Origin of the sequence: Alkalibacterium olivapovliticus (assembly GCF_003003275.1) — a bacterium.
Lineage (GTDB): Bacteria > Bacillota > Bacilli > Lactobacillales > Carnobacteriaceae_A > Alkalibacterium > Alkalibacterium olivapovliticum.
This window is the reverse complement of record NZ_PVTO01000008.1, coordinates 1-25,152: the sequence shown is the minus strand read 5'-3', so window position 1 is coordinate 25,152 and position 25,152 is coordinate 1. Positions and strand designations below refer to the sequence as shown.

30 protein-coding genes and 1 rRNA gene are annotated in these 25,152 nt (G+C 39.7%); 16 read left to right on the top strand and 15 right to left on the bottom strand.

Annotated features, from left to right (window positions below; all coding sequences use genetic code 11):
• Positions 1–125 precede the first annotated feature (125 nt).
• The 9 genes from hisIE to CLV38_RS05300 are packed head-to-tail and all read right to left on the bottom strand — an operon-like array spanning position 126 to position 7,102.
• Entirely contained in the window at positions 126–767 is a 642-nt protein-coding gene (gene hisIE / locus CLV38_RS05340) for a bifunctional phosphoribosyl-AMP cyclohydrolase/phosphoribosyl-ATP diphosphatase HisIE (protein WP_106192505.1), read from the bottom strand.
• Positions 760–1,524, bottom strand: coding sequence for an imidazole glycerol phosphate synthase subunit HisF (gene hisF / locus CLV38_RS05335; protein WP_106192503.1), 765 nt, complete (start codon positions 1,522–1,524; stop codon positions 760–762). Before hisF ends, hisIE begins: the two co-directional genes overlap by 8 nt.
• Entirely contained in the window at positions 1,525–2,229 is a 705-nt protein-coding gene (gene hisA, locus CLV38_RS05330) for a 1-(5-phosphoribosyl)-5-((5-phosphoribosylamino)methylideneamino)imidazole-4-carboxamide isomerase (RefSeq protein ID WP_106192501.1), read from the bottom strand. It abuts the gene before it with no gap.
• Entirely contained in the window at positions 2,226–2,804 is a 579-nt protein-coding gene (gene hisH, locus CLV38_RS05325; RefSeq protein WP_106192499.1) for an imidazole glycerol phosphate synthase subunit HisH, read from the bottom strand. The genes hisA and hisH overlap by 4 nt, the downstream gene beginning before the upstream one ends.
• A complete protein-coding gene (gene hisB, locus CLV38_RS05320; RefSeq protein ID WP_106192497.1) occupies positions 2,801–3,382 on the bottom strand; it encodes an imidazoleglycerol-phosphate dehydratase HisB in 582 nt (193 codons plus the stop codon). The genes hisH and hisB overlap by 4 nt, the downstream gene beginning before the upstream one ends.
• The gene (locus tag CLV38_RS05315) at positions 3,379–4,377 is read right to left on the bottom strand and encodes a pyridoxal phosphate-dependent aminotransferase (protein ID WP_170068820.1); all 999 of its coding nucleotides are present in this window, start codon (positions 4,375–4,377) and stop codon (positions 3,379–3,381) included. Before CLV38_RS05315 ends, hisB begins: the two co-directional genes overlap by 4 nt.
• Complete coding sequence (hisD, locus tag CLV38_RS05310; protein ID WP_106192492.1) at positions 4,374–5,624, bottom strand: histidinol dehydrogenase; 1,251 nt, start codon at positions 5,622–5,624, stop codon at positions 4,374–4,376. The genes CLV38_RS05315 and hisD overlap by 4 nt, the downstream gene beginning before the upstream one ends.
• On the bottom strand, positions 5,625–6,233 hold the full coding sequence (gene hisG, locus CLV38_RS05305) for an ATP phosphoribosyltransferase (RefSeq protein ID WP_106192490.1): 609 nt from the start codon (positions 6,231–6,233) through the stop codon (positions 5,625–5,627).
• A gap of 23 nt (positions 6,234–6,256) precedes the next feature.
• A complete protein-coding gene (locus tag CLV38_RS05300; RefSeq protein ID WP_170068819.1) occupies positions 6,257–7,102 on the bottom strand; it encodes an ATP phosphoribosyltransferase regulatory subunit in 846 nt (281 codons plus the stop codon).
• 135 nt (positions 7,103–7,237) lie between these two features.
• On the opposite strand from CLV38_RS05300, the gene hisJ reads away from it, so the two are divergent.
• From hisJ to CLV38_RS05285, 3 genes are read left to right on the top strand one after another with little or no spacing between them, the layout of a single operon-like run.
• Entirely contained in the window at positions 7,238–8,023 is a 786-nt protein-coding gene (gene hisJ, locus CLV38_RS05295; RefSeq protein ID WP_106192486.1) for a histidinol-phosphatase HisJ, read from the top strand.
• A complete protein-coding gene (locus CLV38_RS05290; RefSeq protein WP_106192484.1) occupies positions 8,016–8,237 on the top strand; it encodes a YdbC family protein in 222 nt (73 codons plus the stop codon). Before hisJ ends, CLV38_RS05290 begins: the two co-directional genes overlap by 8 nt.
• A gap of 45 nt (positions 8,238–8,282) precedes the next feature.
• A complete protein-coding gene (locus CLV38_RS05285; protein WP_106192482.1) occupies positions 8,283–9,089 on the top strand; it encodes an aldo/keto reductase in 807 nt (268 codons plus the stop codon).
• A gap of 49 nt (positions 9,090–9,138) precedes the next feature.
• Here the strand turns inward: CLV38_RS05285 and CLV38_RS05280 are convergent, their stop codons facing one another.
• Both CLV38_RS05280 and CLV38_RS05275 read right to left on the bottom strand, forming a co-directional pair.
• Positions 9,139–9,732 (bottom strand): ribonuclease H1 domain-containing protein, encoded by a 594-nt coding sequence (locus tag CLV38_RS05280; RefSeq protein ID WP_106192478.1) that lies wholly within the window; start codon positions 9,730–9,732, stop codon positions 9,139–9,141.
• A gap of 174 nt (positions 9,733–9,906) precedes the next feature.
• Positions 9,907–10,476, bottom strand: coding sequence for a hypothetical protein (locus tag CLV38_RS05275; RefSeq protein ID WP_106192476.1), 570 nt, complete (start codon positions 10,474–10,476; stop codon positions 9,907–9,909).
• Positions 10,477–10,620: 144 nt separating this feature from the next.
• Between CLV38_RS05275 and cls the strand changes: the two genes are divergently transcribed.
• From cls to CLV38_RS05245, 6 genes are read left to right on the top strand one after another with little or no spacing between them, the layout of a single operon-like run.
• Positions 10,621–12,168: a cardiolipin synthase gene (gene cls / locus CLV38_RS05270; protein WP_106192474.1), complete on the top strand. Its 1,548-nt coding sequence runs from the start codon at positions 10,621–10,623 to the stop codon at positions 12,166–12,168.
• A gap of 19 nt (positions 12,169–12,187) precedes the next feature.
• A complete protein-coding gene (locus tag CLV38_RS05265; protein ID WP_106192472.1) occupies positions 12,188–13,066 on the top strand; it encodes an MBL fold metallo-hydrolase in 879 nt (292 codons plus the stop codon).
• Between the two features lie 51 nt (positions 13,067–13,117).
• Complete coding sequence (locus CLV38_RS05260; protein WP_106192469.1) at positions 13,118–14,494, top strand: bifunctional metallophosphatase/5'-nucleotidase; 1,377 nt, start codon at positions 13,118–13,120, stop codon at positions 14,492–14,494.
• Positions 14,495–14,511: 17 nt separating this feature from the next.
• Positions 14,512–15,249, top strand: coding sequence for a YutD family protein (locus CLV38_RS13715; RefSeq protein WP_106192467.1), 738 nt, complete (start codon positions 14,512–14,514; stop codon positions 15,247–15,249).
• Between the two features lie 28 nt (positions 15,250–15,277).
• The gene (locus CLV38_RS05250; protein ID WP_106192676.1) at positions 15,278–16,039 is read left to right on the top strand and encodes a TIGR01457 family HAD-type hydrolase; all 762 of its coding nucleotides are present in this window, start codon (positions 15,278–15,280) and stop codon (positions 16,037–16,039) included.
• A 1-nt stretch (position 16,040) separates the two neighbouring features.
• A complete protein-coding gene (locus tag CLV38_RS05245; protein ID WP_106192465.1) occupies positions 16,041–16,667 on the top strand; it encodes a TIGR01906 family membrane protein in 627 nt (208 codons plus the stop codon).
• Between the two features lie 73 nt (positions 16,668–16,740).
• On the opposite strand, the gene CLV38_RS05240 is transcribed toward CLV38_RS05245, so the two are convergent.
• Genes CLV38_RS05240 through CLV38_RS05230 form a run of 3 tightly spaced genes read right to left on the bottom strand, consistent with a single transcriptional unit; the run spans position 16,741 to position 18,788 of the window.
• Positions 16,741–17,250 (bottom strand): phosphatidylglycerophosphatase A family protein, encoded by a 510-nt coding sequence (locus CLV38_RS05240; RefSeq protein ID WP_106192463.1) that lies wholly within the window; start codon positions 17,248–17,250, stop codon positions 16,741–16,743.
• A 24-nt stretch (positions 17,251–17,274) separates the two neighbouring features.
• Complete coding sequence (locus tag CLV38_RS05235) at positions 17,275–18,276, bottom strand: NAD(P)/FAD-dependent oxidoreductase (protein ID WP_106192461.1); 1,002 nt, start codon at positions 18,274–18,276, stop codon at positions 17,275–17,277.
• 29 nt (positions 18,277–18,305) lie between these two features.
• Positions 18,306–18,788: a divergent PAP2 family protein gene (locus CLV38_RS05230; protein ID WP_106192459.1), complete on the bottom strand. Its 483-nt coding sequence runs from the start codon at positions 18,786–18,788 to the stop codon at positions 18,306–18,308.
• A gap of 152 nt (positions 18,789–18,940) precedes the next feature.
• Here CLV38_RS05230 and CLV38_RS05225 point away from each other — a divergent pair, with 152 nt between their 5' ends.
• Positions 18,941–19,531, top strand: coding sequence for a peptidylprolyl isomerase (locus CLV38_RS05225; protein WP_106192457.1), 591 nt, complete (start codon positions 18,941–18,943; stop codon positions 19,529–19,531).
• Positions 19,532–19,562: 31 nt separating this feature from the next.
• On the top strand, positions 19,563–20,417 hold the full coding sequence (locus CLV38_RS05220) for an ROK family protein (protein ID WP_106192455.1): 855 nt from the start codon (positions 19,563–19,565) through the stop codon (positions 20,415–20,417).
• An 82-nt stretch (positions 20,418–20,499) separates the two neighbouring features.
• On the opposite strand, the gene CLV38_RS05215 is transcribed toward CLV38_RS05220, so the two are convergent.
• The gene (locus CLV38_RS05215) at positions 20,500–21,669 is read right to left on the bottom strand and encodes a MalY/PatB family protein (RefSeq protein ID WP_106192452.1); all 1,170 of its coding nucleotides are present in this window, start codon (positions 21,667–21,669) and stop codon (positions 20,500–20,502) included.
• 158 nt (positions 21,670–21,827) lie between these two features.
• On the opposite strand from CLV38_RS05215, the gene CLV38_RS05210 reads away from it, so the two are divergent.
• From CLV38_RS05210 to CLV38_RS05190, 5 genes are all read left to right on the top strand, one after another.
• The gene (locus CLV38_RS05210; protein ID WP_106192450.1) at positions 21,828–22,211 is read left to right on the top strand and encodes a CvfD/Ygs/GSP13 family RNA-binding post-transcriptional regulator; all 384 of its coding nucleotides are present in this window, start codon (positions 21,828–21,830) and stop codon (positions 22,209–22,211) included.
• A gap of 36 nt (positions 22,212–22,247) precedes the next feature.
• Positions 22,248–22,646, top strand: a complete 399-nt coding sequence (locus CLV38_RS05205) for a hypothetical protein (RefSeq protein WP_245920547.1) — start codon at positions 22,248–22,250, stop codon at positions 22,644–22,646.
• Between the two features lie 33 nt (positions 22,647–22,679).
• Positions 22,680–24,029, top strand: coding sequence for a glucose-6-phosphate isomerase (locus CLV38_RS05200; RefSeq protein ID WP_106192448.1), 1,350 nt, complete (start codon positions 22,680–22,682; stop codon positions 24,027–24,029).
• Between the two features lie 106 nt (positions 24,030–24,135).
• Positions 24,136–24,660, top strand: a complete 525-nt coding sequence (locus CLV38_RS05195) for a GNAT family N-acetyltransferase (protein WP_106192445.1) — start codon at positions 24,136–24,138, stop codon at positions 24,658–24,660.
• A gap of 419 nt (positions 24,661–25,079) precedes the next feature.
• Positions 25,080–25,152: ribosomal RNA gene (locus tag CLV38_RS05190) — 16S ribosomal RNA — on the top strand; the annotation flags it as partial.

The window sequence follows — 25,152 nt, the reverse complement described above, 5'->3', positions numbered from 1 at the left end:
GACAATGGACTCTAACAGGAAAAGAGTAAAACCCAAACGGCAAGTGGGAAGTCTGATAGAGTTCCTAAAGCGTTTGGGTTTATTGAAGTTATTCAGTTAGATCAGATGTTAACTGTCAGAAAGCATTACCAATCCTGTATCGTTTGTCGTTCTCCTTTGAAATTGTTCTTACTTTCATGACGAGAAGCTAGTACAGCTTCTACTTCAGCAACAGATACGCCAGAATTGTAGAGCAAGACACCTAGATGATACAACACATCGGCAGCTTCGTTTTTTATCTCAGTCTTATCTTTATTTTTAGCCCCTATCACAATCTCAAATGCTTCTTCACCGAATTTTTTGGCTATTTTATCGATGCCTTCTTTCAAGAGATAGTTAGTATAAGACTTTTCCTCAGAAGATGTTGCCCGATCAGAAATCGTGGATTCAATATCTTTTAAAGTGAAAGAAGGGGCAAGATTAAAGCAGCTGTCCGCACCAGTGTGGCAAGTAGGGCCAACCGGGTCGATCATAATCAGCAAAGCATCCTGATCACAGTCCAGATGCATGTCTTTCACATACTGAACGTTTCCGCTCGATTCTCCTTTTTTCCATAAACGGTCTTTTGAACGGGAGAAGAACCAGACAACGCCTTCTTTTTTAGTCAGTTCAAAGGCCTCTTCATTCATATAACCCATCATGCGGACATCTTTACTCGTATAATGCTGCAGGATAACTGGGAGAAGACCTTTAGAAAAATCAGGTTTTAATAAACTATAATCAGACATGTCGCATCGGTACTCCTTTCGAATCGCATAAATCTTTTACTTCTTGTATCGTAACATCTTCGTCATGGAAAATTGAGGCAGCCAAGCCAGCCGAAACATCTGTTTCCAGGAATAAAGAAACAAAATCGTCAGCACTACCGGCTCCACCTGATGCGATAACAGGAATAGAGACTTCTTTTTGGATTTTTGACAGTAAACGATGATCGAATCCGTTCTGCATGCCATCATAATCCATGCTGGTGACCAGGAGTTCTCCAGCTCCCCGTTCTTCGACTTCTTTTATCCAGTCAAGCGTGCGGATGTTTGTTCGTTCTTTTCCGCCATGAGTGTAACAGAACCAGTCCTGTTCAGTTTCTTCCCACTTTGCGTCAATGGCGATACAAATACATTGTGTTCCAAATTTCTCACTTGTTTCATTAATTAATTGCGGATTGTTCAGTGCAGCAGAGTTTAAACTGACCTTGTCAGCTCCGGCATTGAGCACTGCGGAAATATCTTCGATGGATTTCAGACCGCCGCCAATGGTCATCGGGATAAATAATTCTTTAGCAGTCTTCCTGATGACATCAAGCATCAATGCATTGCCCGTTTGAGTTGCAGAAATATCAAGAAATACCAGCTCATCTGCTCCCAGCAGATTATATCTCTTGGCCAGATCGACCGGGTCTCCGATTTCACGCAGACCTTTAAACTGGATTCCTTTGACCACTACGCCATTTTTTACATCGAGGCAGGGAATGATTCGTTTTTTTATCATTTACTTGATGCCCTCCCAAAATGCGTCTGTATTTGCGGCTTTTCCGACGATTGCAGCAGAAACGCCAGCTTCTTCAAGCTGTTTCATATCATCTAAACTGCGAATGCCTCCGGAAGCTGTAACAGGATGAGGGGTAGAGGAGACGAGCTCTTTAGTCAGTTCGAAATTCGGCCCCTGCATTTTACCGTCTTTGGATATATCAGTATAGATTATGCCCCCAAGTGCAAGAGAAGCTGTTTCCTCGGCGACATCAAAAATCGTTCGACCAACTGATTCTGTCCAGCCGTTAACTGCAACCTGATCTTTTTTTGCATCCAGACCAAGGTAAATTTTACCAGGATAGAGCAGTGTCATCTTAGTCAGCCAGTTGAAGTCCTGAAGACCACGCGTTCCAACGATAACATAAGAGGCTCCGCTTTCGATATAATAATCAATAGTATCTTTAGAGCGAATGCCCCCCCCAATCTCGATTGGATGCTCACTCACTTGAATTAGTTCTTTGATAAACGCTTCTTCAGCAGGTTTCTGATGCAGTGCCCCCATTAAGTCGACAATATGGATACGTTTAACTTGCTCAAATTGATTGTAGAAGACAATTGCTTCTTGTGGAGTGCGGGGCATCAGTTCTTTAGTGTCATAATCGCCTTCAGTTAACCGCACGCTTTGATTGTTGATCAGATCGATTGCAGGCCATAATTCTATCATTGATTAAAACCGCCTTTTAATGCTTGATTTAGTATTTGAAGTCCTTTGTCTCCGCTCTTTTCAGGGTGGAACTGAATACCGATTATATTATCTTTCTGAACGATGGCAACCACATCCTCTTCGTAGTTGGCTTTAGCAACTACATTTTCATCTGTTTGCACTTTGTAAGAATGGATAAAATAAACGTCCTCTTCTAAGGAAGGAAGGGAGGCATTCAATTTGTTCCAACCAAGATGGGGCACAGGTAGCTGGCACGTCATTTTTTTTACTTGACCTGGCAAAAAGTTCAGTCCGTCGACATCGCCCTCTTCACTGTGTTCGAACAGTAATTGCATACCCAGACAAATGCCAATAAACGGTTTTGTCTCTTTTAGTTTGACCAGTTCGGGAACCAGTTTTAGATCATTTAAATGGGCCATGGCATCTTTAAAGTGACCGACACCTGGCAAAATAATCTGATCCGCTGCCTCCAGGTCACTGATTTTATTTGTGACGAGGACCTCATAGCCTAGAAAGTGTAAGGCATTTGATAAATTAGCTATGTTCCCTAATCCGTAGTCCACAATGGCAATCATGCTTCGATCACTCCTTTAGAAGATGGAAGCCTGGAAATCGAAGAATCACTCGACGCTTTACGAAGTGCCTGAGCGTAAGATTTAAAAATCGATTCGATTTCATGGTGCGTATTTCCACCTCGGATGAGATCGATATGTGCTGTTAAACGAGCATTGATCGTTAAGGCATAAAAGAATTCTTTCACTAGTTGTACATCAAAGGATCCGACCTTCTGGCTTGAAAATTCAGGCTCAAAGTAAAGGTAAGGTCGACCACTGATATCAATAACAGATCTGGACAGGGTTTCATCCATTGGAACATAAGCAGTTCCATATCGCTCGATAGACTTTTTATCATTCATCAGTTCAGCAATTGCCTGACCGATCAGAATCCCCACATCCTCAGTTGTGTGATGATCGTCGACGTCAACATCCCCATCAACCTTCAAGTCAATGACATAATGACCATGAAACGCAAACAAGTCCAGCATATGATTTAAAAAACCTACACCAGTATCGATATGTGAATCCGTTAACCCTTTGCTGATGCTTAGTTCGATAGAGGTCTCTTTAGTTTTGCGTTCTTTTTTGATGGTCATTGAGTCTGTCTCCAATCTTTTAAAATAGCTTTCAGTTCATTCAACTGGTCATCTGTAGCAATGGAATATCTGACTGCTGCTCTCAATGCAGGGTTTTCAGATTCAGGATACATTCTAGGCAAGAATCCCCTCTCAACTACATATGCACCTAATTCAGCAGCTTTATCGCCATACGTAAATACAAAGTTAGTTGAGCTGTCCAGGATACTGATGACATCTCCAACTTCTTCTTTAAATATTTTGAACAGTTTTTTTGATAACACTCGGTTGAGCTCGATAAACTGATCCAGTCGTTCTGTCTGATTCAATAGATAATTAGCAACATTCAAAGAGAAGGTATTGAGCGGGTAAGGATGAGCGATGGAATTCAAAAGTGCCATTGTTTTCTCTGTAGACGTTGCTACTCCTACACGTAAACCGGCCAGTCCATAAACTTTACTTAATGTACGGAGACGGATAACATGATCTCCTTCAGGATAGGTCACTTCATCTTCAATAAATTCCCCATATGCTTCATCAATTATAAAATACCCGTTAACTTTTTTCATCAGTTCAGCTGCAGCTTGTATGAATTCTGAAGGGTGAAGAGTTCCGAAAGGATTATTCGGCTGAGAAAAAATAAAAACGGAAGGGCGCAATTCTATTATTTTTTTATAGACTTCTTCATAATCAAAAGTCCAGTCTTCGAGACAGTTCAGCTTAGTCAAAGGACGGTTGAATTGCTTGGCGTATTCCTCATACATGACAAAATCAGGGTCTAATACTAAAGCAGGTCCGTCGCCTAACACAATCATTGCTTTCTGAATCCACTCATCAGAACCATTAGCGAATGATATCAGTTCGGGGTCAAGGTTATTGTATTTTGCATAACTTTTCTGAAGTTCCAGATACTCATCTTCAGCATATTGATTGAAATGAGTGTCGACAGCCAATTTAGCTATTTCGTCTTCTGTTAATGCTCTGTATGGACTTTCGTTTTTATCGATTCTAATCATTTTGAATCCTCCCATCGGCTTGCCAGTGAATCATAATGTGCGGACAACGCTTCTTCTTTAGCCATGCGCATGCCACTTGGAGCCATTTGCATAAAGGTCTCTTTTTTCAGCGATATCACTGAATTTGTTCTCAAGAAGTCATTTACGGTCAGCCCATTACTAAAACGGGCTGTTCCGCCTGTAGGCAGCACATGGCTTGGACCTGCAACATAATCGCCAATGGCCTCTGGAGAAAATCCGCCGATAAACAAGGCACCTGCTGTTGTGATCCGCTCAATATAATCATTGGCATCTTTCGTTTGAATTGATACATGCTCTCCAGCAATCAGATTAATAACGTCGATTGTTTCGTCTGTTGATTTGGTTAAAATATTATAATGATGATTCGCCAGGCTTTCCTGGATAATAGCTGAGCGAGGTTGTTTTTTCAGTTCTTTTTGAACAGCTCCATAAATCTCCTGAAGCTTGGACTCATTTGAGCTCACCAGAAAAGTACGGGCTTCAACGTCATGCTCTGCCTGTGCAAGGATATCAAACGCTGCCCATTTAGCATTGGTCGATTCATCCACTGCAATTACAATTTCGCTGGGACCGGCTATTGAATCAATACCGACATCTCCATATACCAGCTTTTTAGCAAGAGCGACATACTGATTGCCAGGGCCAACTATCTTGTCGACTTTAGGAATCGTCTCTGTGCCATATGCTAGAGCTGCAATCGCCTGAGCACCACCTACCTGATAAACATGGTCAACCCCGGCAATATGGCAAGCCGCCAGGATCGCCGGGTGAACGCCGTTTTCTTGAGGTGGCGTTGTGACGATAATTTCCTTGACACCTGCAACTTTAGCCAGTACGGCGGTCATTAAGACGGTTGAGAGAAGAGGAGCAGTGCCACCGGGAACATAGATCCCAACACGGTTTAACGGGTGCACTTTTTGAAATAACTCTTCACCCTGACTGTCAGACAGTTTAATTGATTGCTGATAGTTCTTTATATTTTCGTGTGCAGCCTTCATTGCTTCTAATAAATCTTTATTGAGATTCTCAGCAGCAGATTCAATAACGGACTGATTTATTTCCAGCTCATTCAGTTCGACATGATCGAACTGTTCACTGTAATGTCTAAGCGCACGATCCTTATCCTTTTGAACGGCTTGGACAATTTCCATTACAGCAGTAGTTTTAGTCCAGTCGACACTGTTAATAGTCTCAAATTTAGTTTTGAATGATTGAGTTGTATACATTTATGCACCTGCTTTTTTAAATTGATTAATAATCGATTGAATTTCATTATTTTTAGAAAAGAAAGCATGCTTATTTGCAATGAGACGGGCATTGATTTTGTTAAGCTGTACTTGTTCTTCAAGTCCGTTTTCTCTTAGTGTGGTACCTGTCTGAACAATGTCCATAATGGCGTCCGCCATATCTATGGTTGCTGCCAATTCAACAGACCCTTTTAAATAGATGATTTTGACTGGCTGCATGATTGAATCAAAATAATCTTGGGTAAATTGAACGTATTTAGTAGCCACTACAGGGTAGGTCTCCTGTGGTTGTTTGGCTGCCAGTGCAAAGTGGCAGTAACCAAATGGCAGATCCATCAGGTTGTTGATGTGCCTTTTTTGTTCATACAGCACGTCACTACCAGTAATGCCAAGGTCAGCAACGCCTTCTTCAACGTATACGGGCACATCTTCCCCTTTCACCAGTAAAAAACGGATGGAATCTGTTTCTACAACTAGTTCTCTGGAAACAGATTCTAGAGCATCGCTTAAGTGATGCAGCTCCTTACTTTTTAAAAAATCTATAAAATCTTTCAGTTGTCTTCCTTTTGATAATGCAATGGTTAACATGTCAGTTTCCTCCGGAGAATTGATTAATAGGTTAGGTCGGTCAAATTGATAGCCATTCCAAATGCTTTAGTCGGGCTTGAATACTGTCCACCCGTCACAATCGGTTCGACTAACTGATCAGTATAAAATTGAAGGAAAATTCCTTTGTAATAAGACTGGGCTGGGAGCGAAAACAAATCGCTGTATACTGTCGGGATATTTTTCTTTTCAAGAATAGCAGACCACTCGATGATTTCATTTACGGACTCTTTCAAATCGGGAAATTTAGCTTTCGCAAAGTGCAGCTGGTCCGGTACTGGCTGGCTCATCAGCTGAACCACAGGGTGTTCAGTACCTAGTTGATGGATCAGACCATCAAGATTTCGTTCCCGCAGCAAATGTTTGATATCTGGGTCTTCCAGATCATCTTTGGTTAAGAGTTTCTTAAGCAGAGAGTAATGACTGATGACAGCAACCGATAATTTCTGGTTCAAGCTCGTTTGAATGTAATCAAGTAATTCTTTCATAGAGTCCTGTTGTTTAGAAATAGACTCTGAGAATATTTCTACTCCAAATTGCATTTTTTCCTGATTATATGGATAGACAGGTCCAGAATAGGCTACCTTAGATGTTTGTAATTTATATTTTTTGCGGTATCTGACAATCGAATCAGTCCAGTCACTCCTCAGAGAGAGTAGAGAATCGTTAGACTGCCACGTGTATCGGTTAGTCATTGTTTTCAAATCATCAGGAGATAAACGATCCCACTTGAACTCTTCCAGTATGGATAAATCAAGAAGATCATACCCCAGGTGGGTAAAATGATGAAGAAACTCCCACTCTTTATGTTTTTTGTCTAATATATGGTGATTATTCTGTTCGAATAGCACTAGTCGTTTCCTCATTTCTATTTAAGTATGATTTTGTTACAATAACTGTATGATACAGTTAATTAAAAAAATACTAACATAAAATTAGTAATTGTGAAAGCTGTTTTCATTTTGCTGATTTAACAGGAGGATCACATGCACTCTGACAATCACATCCACACACACTATTGTCCGCACGGTTCAGACTATAATATGGAAAATTATGTTAAATCTGCTATAAGCAAGGGATTGAAACGGATGACATTTACAGAACATGCGCCTCTTGTCATTAAAGATACTACCCCTGAAAAAAATAGTGCGATGACTGTGGAAGATATAGACTTGTATAGACAAGAAGGCCGTATGCTTAAAGAACGGTACCAGGAGCAAATAGAAATTAACCTGGGTTTTGAGGTGGACTACATTGAAGGCATGGAAGCCGAGACGCAACGCTTATTAGAAAAGTACCCGGATATGATTCCTTACTCCATCCTCAGTGTCCATTTTATTAAACTACCTGATAATGAATACTTTTGTATTGATTATGATAAAGATTATTTCCTGACTAAATTAAACGAGGTCGGCTTTGAAACAATTGCAGCTATCTATGAGAAGACATTACATCTGGCGTTGTCAAACCCCTATGGAGAGTATACCCCAAAAACCATCGGTCATATTACATTGATCAATAAATTCGAGCAGGCTCATCTTTTAGAAAATCAGATTGACTGGATACGTCTGTTAAAGAAGATAAAGCAAGAAGGGTATAGTATGGATTATAACTTTGCTGGTTTGGATAAACCTTATTACAAGAAGACTTACCCACAAGCAGAGCTGGTCAAAAAAGCTTTAGAAATGACTATCCCGCTGTCGTACGGATCAGATGCACATCATCCGGATGATGTTGGCCGCTATTTTGAAAGGAGTGTTGAAAATGGATAAACTGTCTTATGAGGTGCTTGAACATTTAGCCGTACTCTCCACGTCTCCAAAAGGATGGACTAAGGAATTGAATCTGGTGAGCTGGAATGAACGTCCTGCTAAATTTGATATTAGAGAATGGAGTCCAGATCACTCTAAAATGGGAAAAGGTGTGACACTAAGTAATGAAGAAATGACAGCCTTAAAGAAACAATTACTTGAAATCGAACTGTAAAGACAGGTAAACTGTAACTAACGATTGAACTGAAGGAGAGATACTATGGAAAAAGTTCGTTTGAATAACGGCATATCGATACCTTATTTAGGAACAGGAACCAATACTTACGGGAAAGAAAACAATGATTACAATGGGGAGTTAAATGGGGATTTCTCAGCTCTTGAATCAGCTATTACGTTAGGCTACCGTCTGATAGATACGGCTATCTCATACCGAAACGAAGCTGGCGTTGGGGAAACGATCAAGAGGAGTGGCATACCACGAGAGGAATTCTTTATCACTACTAAGATTCCTGCGGATGATGAGTACATTAAAGACAAGAATGCTGTCAGGAAAACATTAGATGACAGTTTAAATCATTTACAGACCGACTATATTGACTTGTATCTGATTCATAAGCCTATAGAAGATGATGAGAAATTAAAACAAACATGGGAAGTGCTCGAAGAGTATGTCTCTAAAGATAAAATCAAAACGATCGGTGTATCAAACTTCTCGATAGATGATTTAAAACGATTAGACCAATTTGCAACTGTCAAACCGGCTGTCAATCAAATTAAATCGAATCCAACACACTGGAATAATGAGTGGATTAAATACATGTTTACTGAAGATATCAGACCACAGGCATGGGGGCCGATGAAAACAACAGATAAGCACAAGGCACAATTGGCTGAAATCGGTGAGCGATATGATAAGTCCTGGAGCCAAGTGTTATTGCGTTATCAGACTCAAAGAGGCATTATCGTGATTCCTAAATCTCACAATGAAGAGAACCAGAAAGCTAACCTAGAAAGTATGGACTTCCTGCTTTCAGAAGAAGATATGAGAAAAATCGATCAGTTGTAGCAGTAAAGCCGTCCAGTACACTAGTTATCTAGTATACTGGACGGCTTTTTTAATTTAAAGCATCTTTAGCCAGCTGATCTGCCCGTTCATTGAAGTCAATCCCTGAGTGAGCTTTTACTTTAACAAAAGAAACGTCTATTTGACTAGCGTACTTTTTAAAGTAGGTCACATAGTCCTTAGAGACCGTTTTGTTTGCCCGCCATTTTCCTAAAGCCCACATTTCTATACCTAAGTAATCATAGTGGATAATCACTGACTGATAACCTTGTTTAATAGCCCACTTGATAGCGTTTAAAGCTCCAAAACACTCTCCCGCAATCTGAAAACTTTCTGCATAAGTAGGATCGTCACCAGAATTTGAGAGTTCGTCAATAATTTGTCCGTTTTTAATGAGAACTACTCCATAACTGTATTTTTGTGAACGCTTATCGAATGATCCATCCACATACGCAATGACTGTTTCTTCCGTTTCCACCAGTTTGGGAGCGGAAGTATCCGTCATATAGGACTCTGCTTCTTCGCGTTTAGTGAATGACTTGAATTCAGCATTTGAAAAACCGGAGATGACTTTCTGTGCTTCTGTCCAGGTGGTGAAAATACCTGGCTGTCTTCCTTTTTTTACAGCATAATATTTTTTCGGCATAAAAATCTCCTTGCTCATTTATCTTATCTAACTTTAGAAGAGAATAGAGAATTTGTCAATGAGGATTAAGGGACGTCCTCTTAAATGGATGGGTGTAGTCAAGGGTCATTTTAAGGTATGAAAAAAGACACCTTCATAAACAAGAAGGTGTCTGCTTTATAAGATTTAGACTGGTTAGCTGTCAGTCTGTTGAAGGGCAGCTGTTTTTTTCTGAAAAATGATGACGACTCCAAAATGGACTAAGGTCCAGATGAGCAGAGCTGTAAAAGGAATGAAGAACGTCCAGGTAGTCGTTACTATTCCAATGGATGCTACATGCCAGTATACAAAACCGGCACCGATGGTCATAACACCGTGGACATACTGTCTGATAGTCTGCCATTGGTCGATCATACTGAGTCCTTTCATGATGAGGGCGATCAGAAATGCTGCCAGGGCTGCATAACCAAACGGATTGGTCAGTGCGGGAAAGCGAATAGCCGCTATCATGTTCATTTCAAAGACAAGGTGTATGGCAATAAGTAAGACACCTGCCATGCCGGCCGTTGTACTCACACCCTGATTCTTCCATTCGGACGTCAGGACAATAAAAATCAAAGCAAGGTAGGCCAGCACACCAACGATCATCGAGGATGAGTGTTCCGGAAATACGGGAATGATTGACCGAAATAATCCCCAGAACATAATGAGTGACAGACTGCTGAAAACACCTAAAAGAAGACGGTTTTTCTTTTGATGAAGCATATGCAAACTCCTTTCCTATTTGAATCGTTCCTTGTTAAAACTTTACCATAAGTAAATGGCTGAATAAATCAAAAACCCTTAATGAAGTAGTGACAAATCAGTTTAAAACAGGTAGTCTTAAATGTGAGTATAGGAGTGTGTAAAATGGTTAAAAAAGCTTTGATGTATTTATTTAAAAGACGAGTCATTCTGGCATTATTTATTATCATTCAATTTGTTATTTTTGGATTTGTCATCAATCAGTCGTTGGCCTACTCGATTTTATGGGAAACACTCTTTACGGTGCTGTCGATCGGTGTGGCTTTTCATGTCGTCTGGAAAAAAGGGAAAGAAGCTTACAAAATCACCTGGATTCTTCAAGTCCTGATTTTTCCCGTTTACGGTACTTTGTTTTATCTGATGTTTAACAGACAGACACACACCAGAAAGCTGCAGAATAAATTAGAGCAGATTTACGACCTACACCTACCTCATTCTTTATATGAAGAAAAGAGCTTGATTTCAGCTGAACAGCGCTATCCTTTACATGGCCGTCTGATGCATTATCTCTCACAGACAGCTGGGTTTCCGCTTTATAATCAAACTGAGACAGAGTATTACCCTGTTGGAGAAGCGTATTATGAAGCATTGAAGCAAGCCATCAGTCGAGCGGAGAAATACATATTTTTTGAGTTCTTTATTATTGCGGACGGGACCATGTGGCAGAGTCTATTAGATCTTATGATCGAAAAGGCTGAAGCTGGCGTCGATGTAAGGATAATGTATGATGATATCGGCAGTTTTGTCACACTTCCCTCAGATATAAAACAGAAGATCGAAAGTAAAGGCATAAGCTGCAGGATCTATAATCCCTTTCATCCAGTACTGACATCATCTCAGAATAACAGGGATCACAGAAAAATCGTCTCTGTCGACGGACACACGGCGTTTACAGGAGGCATCAATATTGGGGATGAATACATTAACGAAATCGAACGCTTTGGTCACTGGAAAGATAATGGTGTCAGGCTCACAGGAAAAGGAGCCTGGGGATTGACACTGATTTTTCTGCAATTATGGCAGACAATGGATGACGATTTAACCGATGCTGAAATCCCGGACCTTAAGCCTGTTTTCGCGAGTGAGACAGCTGTTAAGATGAATCAGACTGGATTTGTTCAACCTTTTTCTGACAGCCCAACTGATAAAAAGAATTATGGGGAACACGTCTTCATTAAGTTGATCCATGCAGCGCAGAAATCAGTTGTTATCTATACCCCTTACCTGATATTGGATGAGAATCTTGAAACGGCACTGATACTAGCGGCCGAAAGCGGGGTAGAGGTGACAATCATCACGCCTAAGAAATGGGATAAATACTTGGTTCATGTTACGACACGCTCCTATTACGCAGAGCTGATAGAGTCCGGAATCAAAATATATGAGTACACCCCGGGTTTCATGCATGCCAAAACTGTATTGATAGATGATGAAGTAGCCTTAGTCGGAACAATTAATTTGGATTACCGAAGTTTATATTTGCACTTCGAAAATGCAGTTATATTGTATGGTGGATCAGTAATGGATAAAATACGAGTGGACATAAATGAGACGCTTAAAGTAAGTGAACAGATACACTTGAATACGATTTCTCAATCAAAAGGCATACGAATCATGAAAAGTGTGCTAAGGTTATTTGCACCTTTGATGTAATGGAAGGGATGAAGGTAATATGGATTCTTTAACTTTAGGAAAAACTAAAATAACGTGGTTGAATGGCGGATTGACTAAAATGGACGGAGGAGCTATGTTTGGACCTGTACCCAAACCGTTATGGACCAAGAAATACCCCTGTAATGAGAAAAATCAGATAGAATTAGTTACTGAACCCATGCTGGTAGAACAGTCAGGTCTTTATTATCTGATAGATGCAGGGATAGGAAGAGGCAGGCTAAGTGAGAAACAAAAAATGATATTTGGTGCATCAGAAGAGTCCTCTATCGAGAAGGATTTACGATTATTGTCAATTAAACCTGAAGACATCGATTATGTACTGATGACTCACCTCCATTTTGATCACGTGACCGGTCTAGTTACGGAAAAAAATGACGAATTGACGTCGCTATATCCCAATGCTCAAATTATTGTGGAAAATAGAGAATGGGATGCGATCCGTCATCCAATCAAGCGGACAAAAGGGACTTACTGGGAAGAAAACTGGAGAGCAATCGAATCCCAGATCGTTCTGTTTGATGATTATTATGAAGTATCGCCAGGCATCGAACTATTTCATGCTGGCGGACACAGCCCGGGTCTCTGTCTAGTCAAAATAGAGGATGGGGATAAGGTTGCGGTCCATTTGTCAGATATTTTTCCAACACACGCTCATTTGAATCCCCTCTGGGTCACTGCCTTCGATGATTATCCATTACAATCGATAGAGACTAAAGAACAGTGGATTAACAGAGGGATAGATCAGAACTGGGTGTTTCTGTTTTACCACGATGCCTACTATAGAGCACTTCAGTTTGATAAAAACACTAAAGATATTAACTGGAGCTTAAAGCGTTCAAAAGAGGCAGCAGTTCCTCTGAATCAAAACACTAACTGATAAATAGAAGAATGAATTCGTGTGTGATAATATTAGGGTGGAGGAGAAATAATGGAAAAAATAACAATTTATCACACAAACGATATGCATTCTCACTTGACGTACTGGCCTAGAATAGCCAAGTATTTATCTGATGAAAAAAAGAGAAAGAAATCAGAAAACGAAACCGTCTTTGTTTTTGACAGTGGGGATGCTACGGACCGTATGCACTCTTTAACTGAAGCAACGGAAGGTAAAGCTATAGCCTCTTTACTTCATGAAGGTGAATACGATGCGATTACGATTGGAAACAATGAAGGTATAGGGAATACGAAACAACAACTGAATAATTTGTTTGCAGATTCAGTTTACAAAGTCGTTGTGTCAAATCTCATTGACAAAGAGACGAAGGCGAGACCTGACTGGGCTGAAGAAGTAGTGTTATTGGAGACAGTCAAAAACCATAAACTGGCCCTCATCGGATGTACTATCCCCTTGCCGCTGAGTTACGATTCTCTGGGCTGGGAAGTGAAAGACCCGATTGAAACAATAGCTAATGTGGTTCAGGAATATAAGGATGAAGTGGACGGCTTTATATTATTGAGTCATCTTGGTCTGGGAACAGATAGGGAAATAGCGTCTTTGTTCCCCGAAATTCTAGTCATCCTTGGAGGACACACCCACCACTTGCTTCCAGAAGGTGAAAAAGTCAATAATACCCTTATCGCTGGGGCTGGTAAATTCGGGACCCATGTGGGAATAGTCACTATAGAATTGGATCATTCCTACTCAGGGCATCTGACAGCTCAAGTCATTGATGCCAGAACCCATTTGAAGGAAATAGAAAACGAACGATCCCAGATTGAGGACTTAATGACTCTGGGAAACACTATGCTCGAGAGCGAAAAGCTGGGTGTTCTATCTAATCCGCTGGAAAAACAATGGACAAAAGAGCCCAATCTGATTTCACTGACGCTTGATGCCATGAGAGCCAGTTCTAATGGAGATGGAGCGATTGTCAATGCCGGTTTGTTTTTAAAATCTATTCCGGAAGGGATTGCCAACCGGAAACAGATACACGAAGCATTGCCTCATCCTATGCGTCTGATAGAAGTGGCATTAACCGGAAAACACTTAATGAATATGCTTAAAGAGATGGAGAGACAACAAGACTATCTAAAAACACTCCCTGTAAAAGGATACGGATTTAGAGGAGAAGTTTTTGGAGAGATCCGTTATCAGGGAATAGATGTTAACGATGAAGAAGTTAGAATCGATAATAATAAAATCATCATGGATAGGCTGTATCGAATCATTACTGTTGATTATCTGATGTATGTTCCTTACTTTCCAGTTTTACAAAAGGCATCAAAAGTGAAGATCATCAGCTCGGATTTTCTTAGAACGATCGTTGGTAACTATGTCAAAAACCAATACCCCAGCTCATAAAGGAAAGGAAACTCAAATTGGTCAATAACAGTAAAGAGAACGAAACAAATCCTGCATCAGAAGCAATCGAAGAAATTGAAACACTGGTCGAAAATGAGAATAAAATAGTGAAAAAAATAGATTCTGAGACTCTTGAACTAAACAAAGACAAGTATGCAATCAAAACAAATTACAGAGATGCGCTTGATTTAGAACTACTGGAAGAGAGATACAGTGACTTACTTGAGAAGTATGATTTCATAGTAGGCGATATGTCTTATGGAAAATTAAGACTGAGAGGCTTTTATTATGATAGCAACAAAAAAGCGCCTATTGACATGAAGATATCACATCTGGAAGACTACCTTCTTGAATACTGCAGTTTTGGGTGTGCTTATTTCGTACTGGAAAGTCTGGAAACTAAAAAGAAAAACCGGTCATATCCTAACACTGAACTGGACTATGAGGACGCTTCAAGAAAGTCTCAAAAAGGAAGATCTGACAAGTCACGAAAAAAACCGGTCAAGAAGAACTATAAGCAGACAGCTAAACCTGCATCAAAATCTTCAGGAAAGACGTCAGTCAAACCAAAACCGAAATCAAAACCGAAATCAAAGCCAAAACCAGCAGACAAGCCGGCTCAAAGCAATGAGAAAAAAGCATTTACCAAGAAAAACCGATCGGACACACAGTCAGTAAAAAATGAGACTGAAAAAGTGAAAGAAGTTAAAAATGATAAAGGCAATACCCGGTTTGAAATTCGCAAGAAAAAGTAGAAGCTAAAGGAGAATCCGCATGAACGCATTGAAGTATAAAGGGTATCTGATAGACTTGGACGGAACAATGTACAAAGGCAAAGAGCCCATTAAAGAAGCTCCCCATTTTATTGACTACCTCAAAAAAAACCAGGTGCCTTATCTTTTTCTGACAAACAACTCGACCAGCAGTCCGGATGAAGTAGCAGTCAAGTTAAAAGCACAGTTTAATATACCGGCTGAAGCCAGTGACGTGTATACGAGTTCGCTGGCAACTGCTGAATATGTCAGACAGCTCGAAGGAGATCGTGTCTTCGTTATTGGTGAAAAAGGACTGATAGAAGCTCTTGAAGCGGCCGGATGTACTATAGTGGAAGAAGATATTGATCATGTGGTAGTGGGACTGGATACTGAATTGACTTACGCCAAATGTGAGCGGGCAAGTTTAGCTATTCAAGAGGGGGCTTCCTTTATTGCTACAAATAAAGATACGAATTTACCCAACGAAAAAGGGCTGGTCCCCGGAGCGGGATCGATCGTTGCACTGATTGAAAAATCGACACGTGTTCAACCAACTTTTATAGGGAAACCCGAAAGCTTCATCATGGAATCGGCATTAAATAAACTGGGGCTGGACCGAACGGAAGTGCTCATGGTAGGGGACAATTACGAAACCGATATTCTAGCAGGAATAGATAATGGAATCGATACACTGCTTGTCCTGACCGGTTTCACATCGAAAGAAGACTTGAAAAACGTCACCAGTCAGCCGACATATATAGTGGACACTTTGGCGGATTGGAGAGTTTAAGATGATTCTCTTAAAAAAAATTGCCGGGTTCATTAGTCTACTGCTTTTGATTATTACTGCCAGTATAGCAATCGTGATCCTGTTTACACCGCTCTATCACTTTTCAGCCTGGTATCACGATATACCTGAGAGATTGAATATGTCATACGACACCTTGATCGATAATTATTATGTCCTGTTAAGATATCTTCATTTTCCTTGGATTCAGGAATTAAACCTGCCGGATTTTCCAAGCTCGGAAAGTGGGTTATTCCATTTCTGGGAAGTTAAAATCTTATTTTACATTAATTATGGAGTTCTGGTGATATCAGCTTTAGCCAGCTATGTTTACATTAGATATGTCAAACAAAATCGTCTGTTCTGGACATTGCAGAAACCATTCTTCGCTGCCAGTCTTGTGCCGCCAATACTGCTGATGCTACTCGCAATTAATTTTGACCGCATGTTCGTTATTTTTCATGAACTGTTCTTCAATAATGATGCGTGGCTGTTTAACCCGGCAACTGATCCCATCATATTAGCACTTCCACAAGAATTCTTTATGTACTGTTTTATTCTGTTCTTTATACTGATCGAAGCCTCATTTATTTTTGGATACAGGTATAGCAAAAAAAATGCCTTTAAATAAAAAAACTGAATGATTCTCTTCAGAACTGTCTCCTATAGAGGAGTGGTCAGTGTAGAGAATCATTCAGCTTTTTTTATTTCATGACGTCTGATATTTCAGGATTATCGTGAGCAACTCTGCTTGCAGCAGCTGCAGCAATTGCGCCAACAATGTCATCCAGGAACGTATGTGTTTCATTTGTATTTTTGTGATCGTCCAGTCTCGCGATTACTTTTGGTTTTGTTTTATCCAGGAAGCCGTAATTCGTAAATCCAATCGATCCATAGACGTTAACAATAGAAAGGGCTAAAATCTCATCGATACCGTATAACCCTTCATCTTCTTTAATTATTTCCTGAAGCGGGCTGGACAGTTTGCCTTCTTCACATAAGACGTCCAGTTCAACTCCTGTTAAAACAGCATTCTGAACTTCTCTTTTTCTAAGAACTGCCTTCACATTGTCTAAACACACGTCCATGGTGATGCCGGGTAGGTAGGGCTGCTGTAGATCGTATACTAATTCAGCAATTTCGTCTAATGTAACCCCTCGTTTTTCTAATAATTCCAGAGCAACTTTATGCAGTTTTGAACCTGATTGTACCATTTGTATTCCTCCTCGTCGTTTTGTTCAATCTTCAAATGACAATTTTGTACTTTGAATAGGTTGAGCATGTTCTTTAGGATAGATGGAATGAATCGCATGATTGACAGCCGTTGGTGCTTCACCGAATCCTGTGGCAATCAGCTTTATTTTACCGTCAAACGTATTGCTGTCTCCAGCAGCATATATACCTTCAATAGAGGTCTCCATCTTAGAGTTAACGATGATATCTGTCTGGTCCAGATTGATGTCCCAGTCTTTGATCGGGCCAATGGAGGAGACAAACCCATAATTGATTATGAAAAAGTCCAGATCGACAGTCGTTAATTTATCGCCTCTCGTTTCTTTGAATTCTACTGCCTTTAAGTAGTCGCTGTCCCCAATCAGTTTATAAGGAATCATGGGTGTCAAAATATCTATATTGGAGGCTTTCATCATTTCGACTGAACCTTCATGTGCTCTGAAGTGTTCACGGCGATGAACAAGGAAGACTTTTCTGGCGATCCCTTCAAGAGTCAGTGCCCAATCCACTGCAGTATCTCCACCACCACAGATTACGACTGTTTTATCTTTATATTGTTCAAGATCTTTGACAATGTAGTGAAGATTAGTCTGTTCGAACCGGTCAGCTAAAGGGAGTGTAAGTTTTCTAGGCTGAAAAGAACCCTGGCCAGTAGTCAAAATAACTGTCTTGCTGTAGTGCGTTTCCTTAGTGGTCTCGATTTTAAATAAATGATGATCCAGCTTTTCGATTGATTTGACTTCCTGATCCAGACAAATCGTCTGATCGAAATGCTGCATCTGAGCAGTCAGCTGATGAACCAGCTCTTTGCCAGTGACTCCCGCATAACCGCCAACATCATAGATTGTTTTTTCAGGATAAAGCAGGGATACTTGTCCGCCTAATACAGGCAGGGACTCTATGATTTTGGTTTTCGCATTTCTCATCCCAGCATAGAAGGCAGCAAACATGCCTACTGGGCCACCGCCTATGATTGTTATATCATATAATTCTACTGAAACTGTCAAAACAAACCCTCCATAAATGTAACCTGTACTTAATAAAAGACACCAATAATCAAAGCGATCACTATTCCTGATAAGATACCAAAAAAGACTTCGATTGGTTTATGACCTAGATGACCTCTAGATTGTCTTTCTTCTTCATCTAATGCTTCGATGTCTTCATATTTGTACTGTGTAAATGTTTTACGTAAATTCTCAAAATCAGCCAGTAATTCATTGATCAAAATGCCATGTTCCCCACTTTGTCGTCTGACACCCATTGAATCGAACATAACGATCACTCCAAAAGTAGACGCGATGGCCACATAAGGTGACTGGATACCATACTCTGCTATCATACTGGTGATAAGAGCTGTAACGCCTGCAGAATGAGAACTCGGCATACCTCCAGTAGAAGTAGCTAAAGCCACAGAAGAGGGACGTTTTAATAGAAAGGCAACAGGGACTTTGATTAATTGTGAAATAATGATGGCTGAAAATGCAGCTACTAACGGGTAATTATCAAATAATACCATAATTGAATCTTCCTTTTCCTAAAGTGAAAACCTCTTTAATAATAACATGAATAAACAGATAAGAAGATAAAAAAGTGTTACAATTAAAAATATTGGAAATTAACAAAAACTAAGGTACACTAAATAGAGATTATTATATAGGAGGAAATTTAATGAGCGATTTACCACAGTTAAATTTAGACCAGGCTAAAGGACCAAAAGCTGTCATGAGTACCAGTATGGGAGAAATAACAATTCAGTTATTCCCGGAAGAAGCACCAAAAACTGTAGAAAATTTTGTTGGACTTGCAAGAAAAGGATATTATGACGGCATTATCTTCCATAGAGTCATTTCTAATTTCATGATACAAGGGGGAGATCCGACCGGAAGTGGTATGGGTGGAGACAGTTTGTTTGGAGGATCATTTGAAGATGAATTCAGTTCAAAATTATTCAACTTGAATGGGGCTTTATCTATGGCCAATTCCGGACCGAATACAAACGGTAGTCAATTCTTCATTGTAACGATGAGTGATATTCCAGAACAGATGGTTTCTCAGCTTGAAGATGCCGGATTCCCGGAAGAAATCATCGAAGCTTATAAGCAGAATGGTGGAACACCTTGGTTAGATCAGAAACATACCGTATTCGGCCATGTAATTGAAGGTCATGAAGTTTCTAAAGCAATCGAGAATGTTGAGAAAAACGCAATGGACAAGCCTAACAAAGATGTCGTCATTGAAACGATTACGATCATCGACTAAACTGAACTAATTTAAATTAAGGAGGCTGGTTATGTTAGGTGCGATTGAAGCGGGCGGGACAAAGTTCGTATTGGCAGTCAGTGATGATGACTTCAATATTATAGAACGAGTATCCATACCCACTACAACTCCGGTAGAAACATTTAAAAAGGTATTTGATTTTTTTGATAACTATCAGGTAAGCGCTATTGGCATAGGCTCTTTTGGTCCGATCGATGTTAACACATCGTCAGATACTTACGGCTATATTACATCAACGCCAAAGACTGCCTGGGAGAATACTGATTTTATCGGACTGATGAAAGACAGGTATCCAGTACCTATGGGATGGACTACGGATGTCAACGCAGCTGCGCTGGGAGAATTATCATATGGTGCAGCTAAAGGAAAGACCTCCTGTTTGTACTTGACTGTTGGAACTGGAGTAGGTGGAGGAGCTGTTATAAACGGTGAACCGCTTGAAGGATATGGCCATCCAGAAATGGGGCATATTCTAGTTAGAAAACATGCAAATGACAGCTTTGATGGAAATTGTCCATACCACAGCGATTGTCTTGAAGGACTGGCAGCAGGACCGGCAATCGAAAAGCGCTACGATAAGAAAGCTCAGGATATGACAGATAATAAAGAGGTATGGGAAATTGAAGCCTACTATTTAGCCCAGGCGCTAATGAGCTATACCTTGACTATAAGTCCTGAAAAAATCATTCTCGGAGGCGGAGTTATGAAACAGACTCAACTTTTCCCTCTGATCAGAACCGAGTTTGATAAATTGCTTAATGGATATGTTCAAACACCGGATCTAAACGATTATATTGTGCCGCCCGCATTGAAAGATGATGCCGGCATTACTGGGTGTTTAATGCTTGCTCAAAGAGCGCTATAAAATAAGTGATCCCCATTCGCGAGATGCAGTCTTGATTAAAGGTTTTAATCAGAACGTGCAGCAGTGAATGAGGATCGCTTTTTTATTTTGAGTCGAATACTTTTTTTATACGGTGCAGGCCATCCATCAATACTGACTGAGGGACGGCGAAATTCATTCGCATATATGCCCGCCCGTTTGGACCATAACTGATTCCATCATTTAATGCTATTTTCCCTACTTCAGCAAAATGGCTTTTGAGCTCCGTTGCATCAACATTTAATAGAGAAGCATCAAACCAGAATAAGTAAGTAGCTTCAGGTTTCATATAACTCACATTTGGCAAATGAAGATCAAAAAAATCAATTATAGTTTGTCTGTTATGAGAAAGATAATGAAGTAACTCTTCTCGCCAATCAGCTGCTTCAAGGAATGCCGCTTCTGTCGCACACATACCGAAGCTGTTGACTGCATCTAGTTCAGTCTCTTCTAGACTCATTTTTAGCTTTTTGGCTAGCGATGGATCGTAAACGAGTATAAATGACAGTTTGACACCTGCTAAATTAAACGTTTTTGTTGCTGAATGAAGTGTAACCACCCATTTTTTGTAATGGTCATCAAGGGTTACAGGAGACAGACAATCGTATCCTTCGTAAACCAGATCGCTATGGATTTCGTCACTTACTAAGACAACCTCGTTCTTTATACATAAATCCGTTAAGGTGATTAATTCTTCTCGAGTCCACACCCTTCCACCGGGATTATGAGGATTGCTCAAAATAAAAAGCTTAACGTCTGGCTTTTTTAGAATAGACTCGATATCTGTAAAGCACATTCTGTACTGTCCTTCTTCTATAGTAAGTGCGGAACGGTAGACTTGACGATGATTTCTTTCCGCCAGCATCGCGAAAGGAGTGTAGACCGGATCGTGAATCACAATGCCGTCTCCAGGTTCAGTGAGTGCTTGAATAGTTACGGCTACCGAAGAAAGAACACCAGGTGAAAAAAGTATCTGTTCTTCAGTCAGCCTCATTCCATGATGCTCCGCCTGCCAGTGGATAATAGCAGAGTAAAGACTGGATTTTGGGAAAGTATAGCCTAGAACTTCATTATCGATCATCTTCTTCAAAGCATTTTTCACTGGTAAGGGGTTATCAAAGTCCATATCAGCGATCCACATAGGTAGTATCGTGTCATCTCCGAATAATGAATCCAGCATATCCCATTTAACGCTCCCCGTCTGTTTACGGTTAATGATTTTTTCAAATGTCATGACCTCACTCCTCTGATGATTATCTCCCTTATAGTATTAAGCAATTAGTGATCAAAATCAAGAGAAGGATAGTCTAACCTTAATTTCACAAATGAGTGTTTTCATGCTATACTATTTAAGATGATTTGAAAAATCCATGAAGACGGAGAGGGGAATTCATGGTGTACAAAATTGGCCAAAAAGTTAGAGGAGAAGTCATAGGAATTCAGCCATATGGCGTCTTTGTCTCGATAGATGAAGAGACTCAGGGGCTGATTCACATTTCTGAATTAAAACATGGTTACATCAAGAGCATCTCCGAGGTAGTTAATAAGGGTGATGTAGTAGACGTCATCATTATGGATATTGATGAATACTCTCATAAAATCAGTTTATCGTTGAGGAGTCTGCACAAACCAAAATTCCACCCGTTTTCTAATAGAAGAAACATTTCGCGTTACGGTAATAAGACTGGTATCGGATTTAAATCGATTGAAGACAAATTACCTGGCTGGGTTGAACTGGCATTAAAAGAAATTGATACACGTAAAAGCAGTAAGTGAGACAAAAACAATGACCCTATGCTTAGAAAGGTGTTAATGAATTTGATGAAAGAAAATCATTATGTTGCATGTACTATTCTGGTTAAAGGTAAGGACGGACGCTATGTCTTTCTTGTCAGGAAAGAAGAAGAAGGATTTGCTTTTTTAGCGACAACAGTTAAACCTAAACAAACCGGGCTGGCAAGTGTAATCAATCGACTAAAAGAAGTGTGTAATCTGGATATTGAAAAGTTGGAATTAAACGAATTAACCAATGCAATAGTTGATGATAATCGTATACCACTGTTTGTTTTTATTTATGAAGACATTAATCTGGTAGATCCTGATCAGTTACTTGCAGAGTCATATGACTTATCCTGGGAGCACTCTGATAATGTGATCGCCACACTTGAGCAATGGAAAATTTCTGGAGTACCCCAGTTTTTACTTATATAATTAAAATAGTATTATTATGGAGGAATGATTTATATGACAAAAATCAAGTTTGATTACTCTAAAGTAGTAGGACAGTTCATTAATGAAGATGAACTGAAAAACATGCAGGCTCAGGTAACTTCAGCAGATTCTTTAATTAAAGAACAGACAGGTCCTGGGAATGAATTTTTAGGATGGGTCGATTTGCCTGAAAAATATGATAAAGACGAATTTTCTCGTATAGAAAAAGCAGCTGAAAAAATCAAATCTGATTCACAAATCTTAGTGGTTATTGGAATTGGCGGCTCATACCTTGGAGCTAAAGCAGCACTGGACTTTTTAAACCATTCTTTTTACAACGAGTTAAGCAGTGAACAGCGTAAAACACCACAAATCTTTTTTGCGGGTAACAATATCAGCTCTACTTACTTAAGTGATTTAATTGAAGTAATTGGGGATAAGGATTTTTCTGTTAATGTCATCTCTAAATCCGGAACAACAACTGAACCGGCACTAGCATTTAGAGTATTTAAAAAGCTCCTGATTGATAAGTATGGAGAAGAAGAAGCTAAAACTAGAATATATGCCACTACAGATAAAGAAAAAGGAGCTTTGAAATCGTTAGCTGATACAGAAGGGTATGAGTCCTTTATTATCCCTGACGATGTCGGAGGACGTTTCTCAGTACTGACAGCTGTTGGACTGCTGCCTATAGCTGTAGGTGGTGGAGACATTAATGCACTTATGGAAGGGGCAAATCAGGCAAGAACAGATTTCTCGGATGACAGTCTTGAGAATAATCTGGCTTATCAGTATGCTGCTTTTAGAAACATCTTATACAGAAAAGGAAAAGTTACTGAATTATTAGTGAATTATGAACCAAATCTTCAGTATTTATCAGAATGGTGGAAACAGCTCTTTGGGGAATCAGAAGGGAAAGACCAGCGAGGCATTTATCCTTCGAGTGCTAATTTCTCGACAGATCTGCATTCATTAGGTCAGTACATTCAAGAAGGCAGACGAAATCTATTTGAAACGGTCATTAAAGTGGACAAACCGTCTAAATCTATGACAATACCTACAGAGACAGAAGATCTTGACGGATTAGGCTATCTGGAAGGCAAGGAAATTGATTTTGTTAACACTAAGGCTTTTGAAGGAACGTTACTAGCTCACACAGATGGAGAAGTTCCAAACTTTGTGATTACTATACCTGACATGTCTGCACATACATTAGGTTACTTGTTCTATTTCTTTGAAATTGCAGTTGCAGCATCAGGATACATGAACACTGTTAATCCATTTGATCAGCCAGGTGTTGAAGCATACAAGAAAAATATGTTTGCGTTACTTGGAAAACCAGGATTTGAAGACTTAGCGAATGAATTGAACAAGCGTCTGTAAAATAGAGACAACTAGATAATAGGAAGGAGGGCAAATCTGCTCTCCTTTTTTTCTTCCAAAAAAAAGGCATATGAGTTAGAATATTAATCTATAGGGGGAGAGGAATATGAAAAATATTGTAATTAAAGAGGCAACTGCTGAAGATTTATCAACTATCAAGGGAATCCTTTATGAAACTGCAGTCTGGCTGAGCAAAAAGGGATCAACTCAGTGGGCAGGGTTATTGAAAGGAGAAGATGTTCATAATGTTCAACAGGCAATAGAAAAGAAAGAAGTATTCCTTGCGTATAGTCATAATGAAGTCATCGGAACGTTTGCATTGTGGGATAAACAGACTAAGTGGGATATTGATCTTTGGGGACTGGAGAACCATGAAGATTTCTATTATCTTCATAGAATCGCAGTAGATAGAACAAAAAAAGAAGGGAAAAAAGGATACAATCTGATCGAAGGGGCAAAAGAAATAGCGAGACATAACCAGAAAAAAGGAATCAGACTGGATTGTATTGCAACAAATAACCAGTTGAATTCATTTTATAATGCGCATGGATTTACCTTTGTAAAAACCATCAAAGACTATGATAACGGAGAAGGATTACAGGACTATAATCTATATCAGTGGGAAATTTGAATATTATGAGCAATACAGGTTGACTATTTTCAAATAACCTGTTAATATTAATCTCGTTGCTGCAAAACAGTAACAGGTTTTACAAACAGAAATTATTTGAAATAAGTATTGACTTTCAGGTGGCAACGAGATATACTAAAGTAGTTGTCATAGAGGCAAAGGGAACGCTTACAGATTTAAATTGATTGCGAAATTAATTTAAAAAAGATGTTGACTCAAAGCTGATCTGATGGTAAGATAGTTAAGTTGCTAATGACGCAAAACACATTCAGCAACACCAACCGAACGAGATAGATCTTTGAAAACTGAACAAAGTAGAAACAACCAAATGTGCAAGGGTCTTCGGTCCGTTTAGGGCCGGAGACAACAAACGAGTTAACCTAGTTAACTCACAAGCAATACAATGAGCAAGTCAAACTTAAAATGAGAGTTTGATCCTGGCTCAGGACGAACGCTGGCGGTATGCCTAATACATGCAAGTCGAACGCTGAA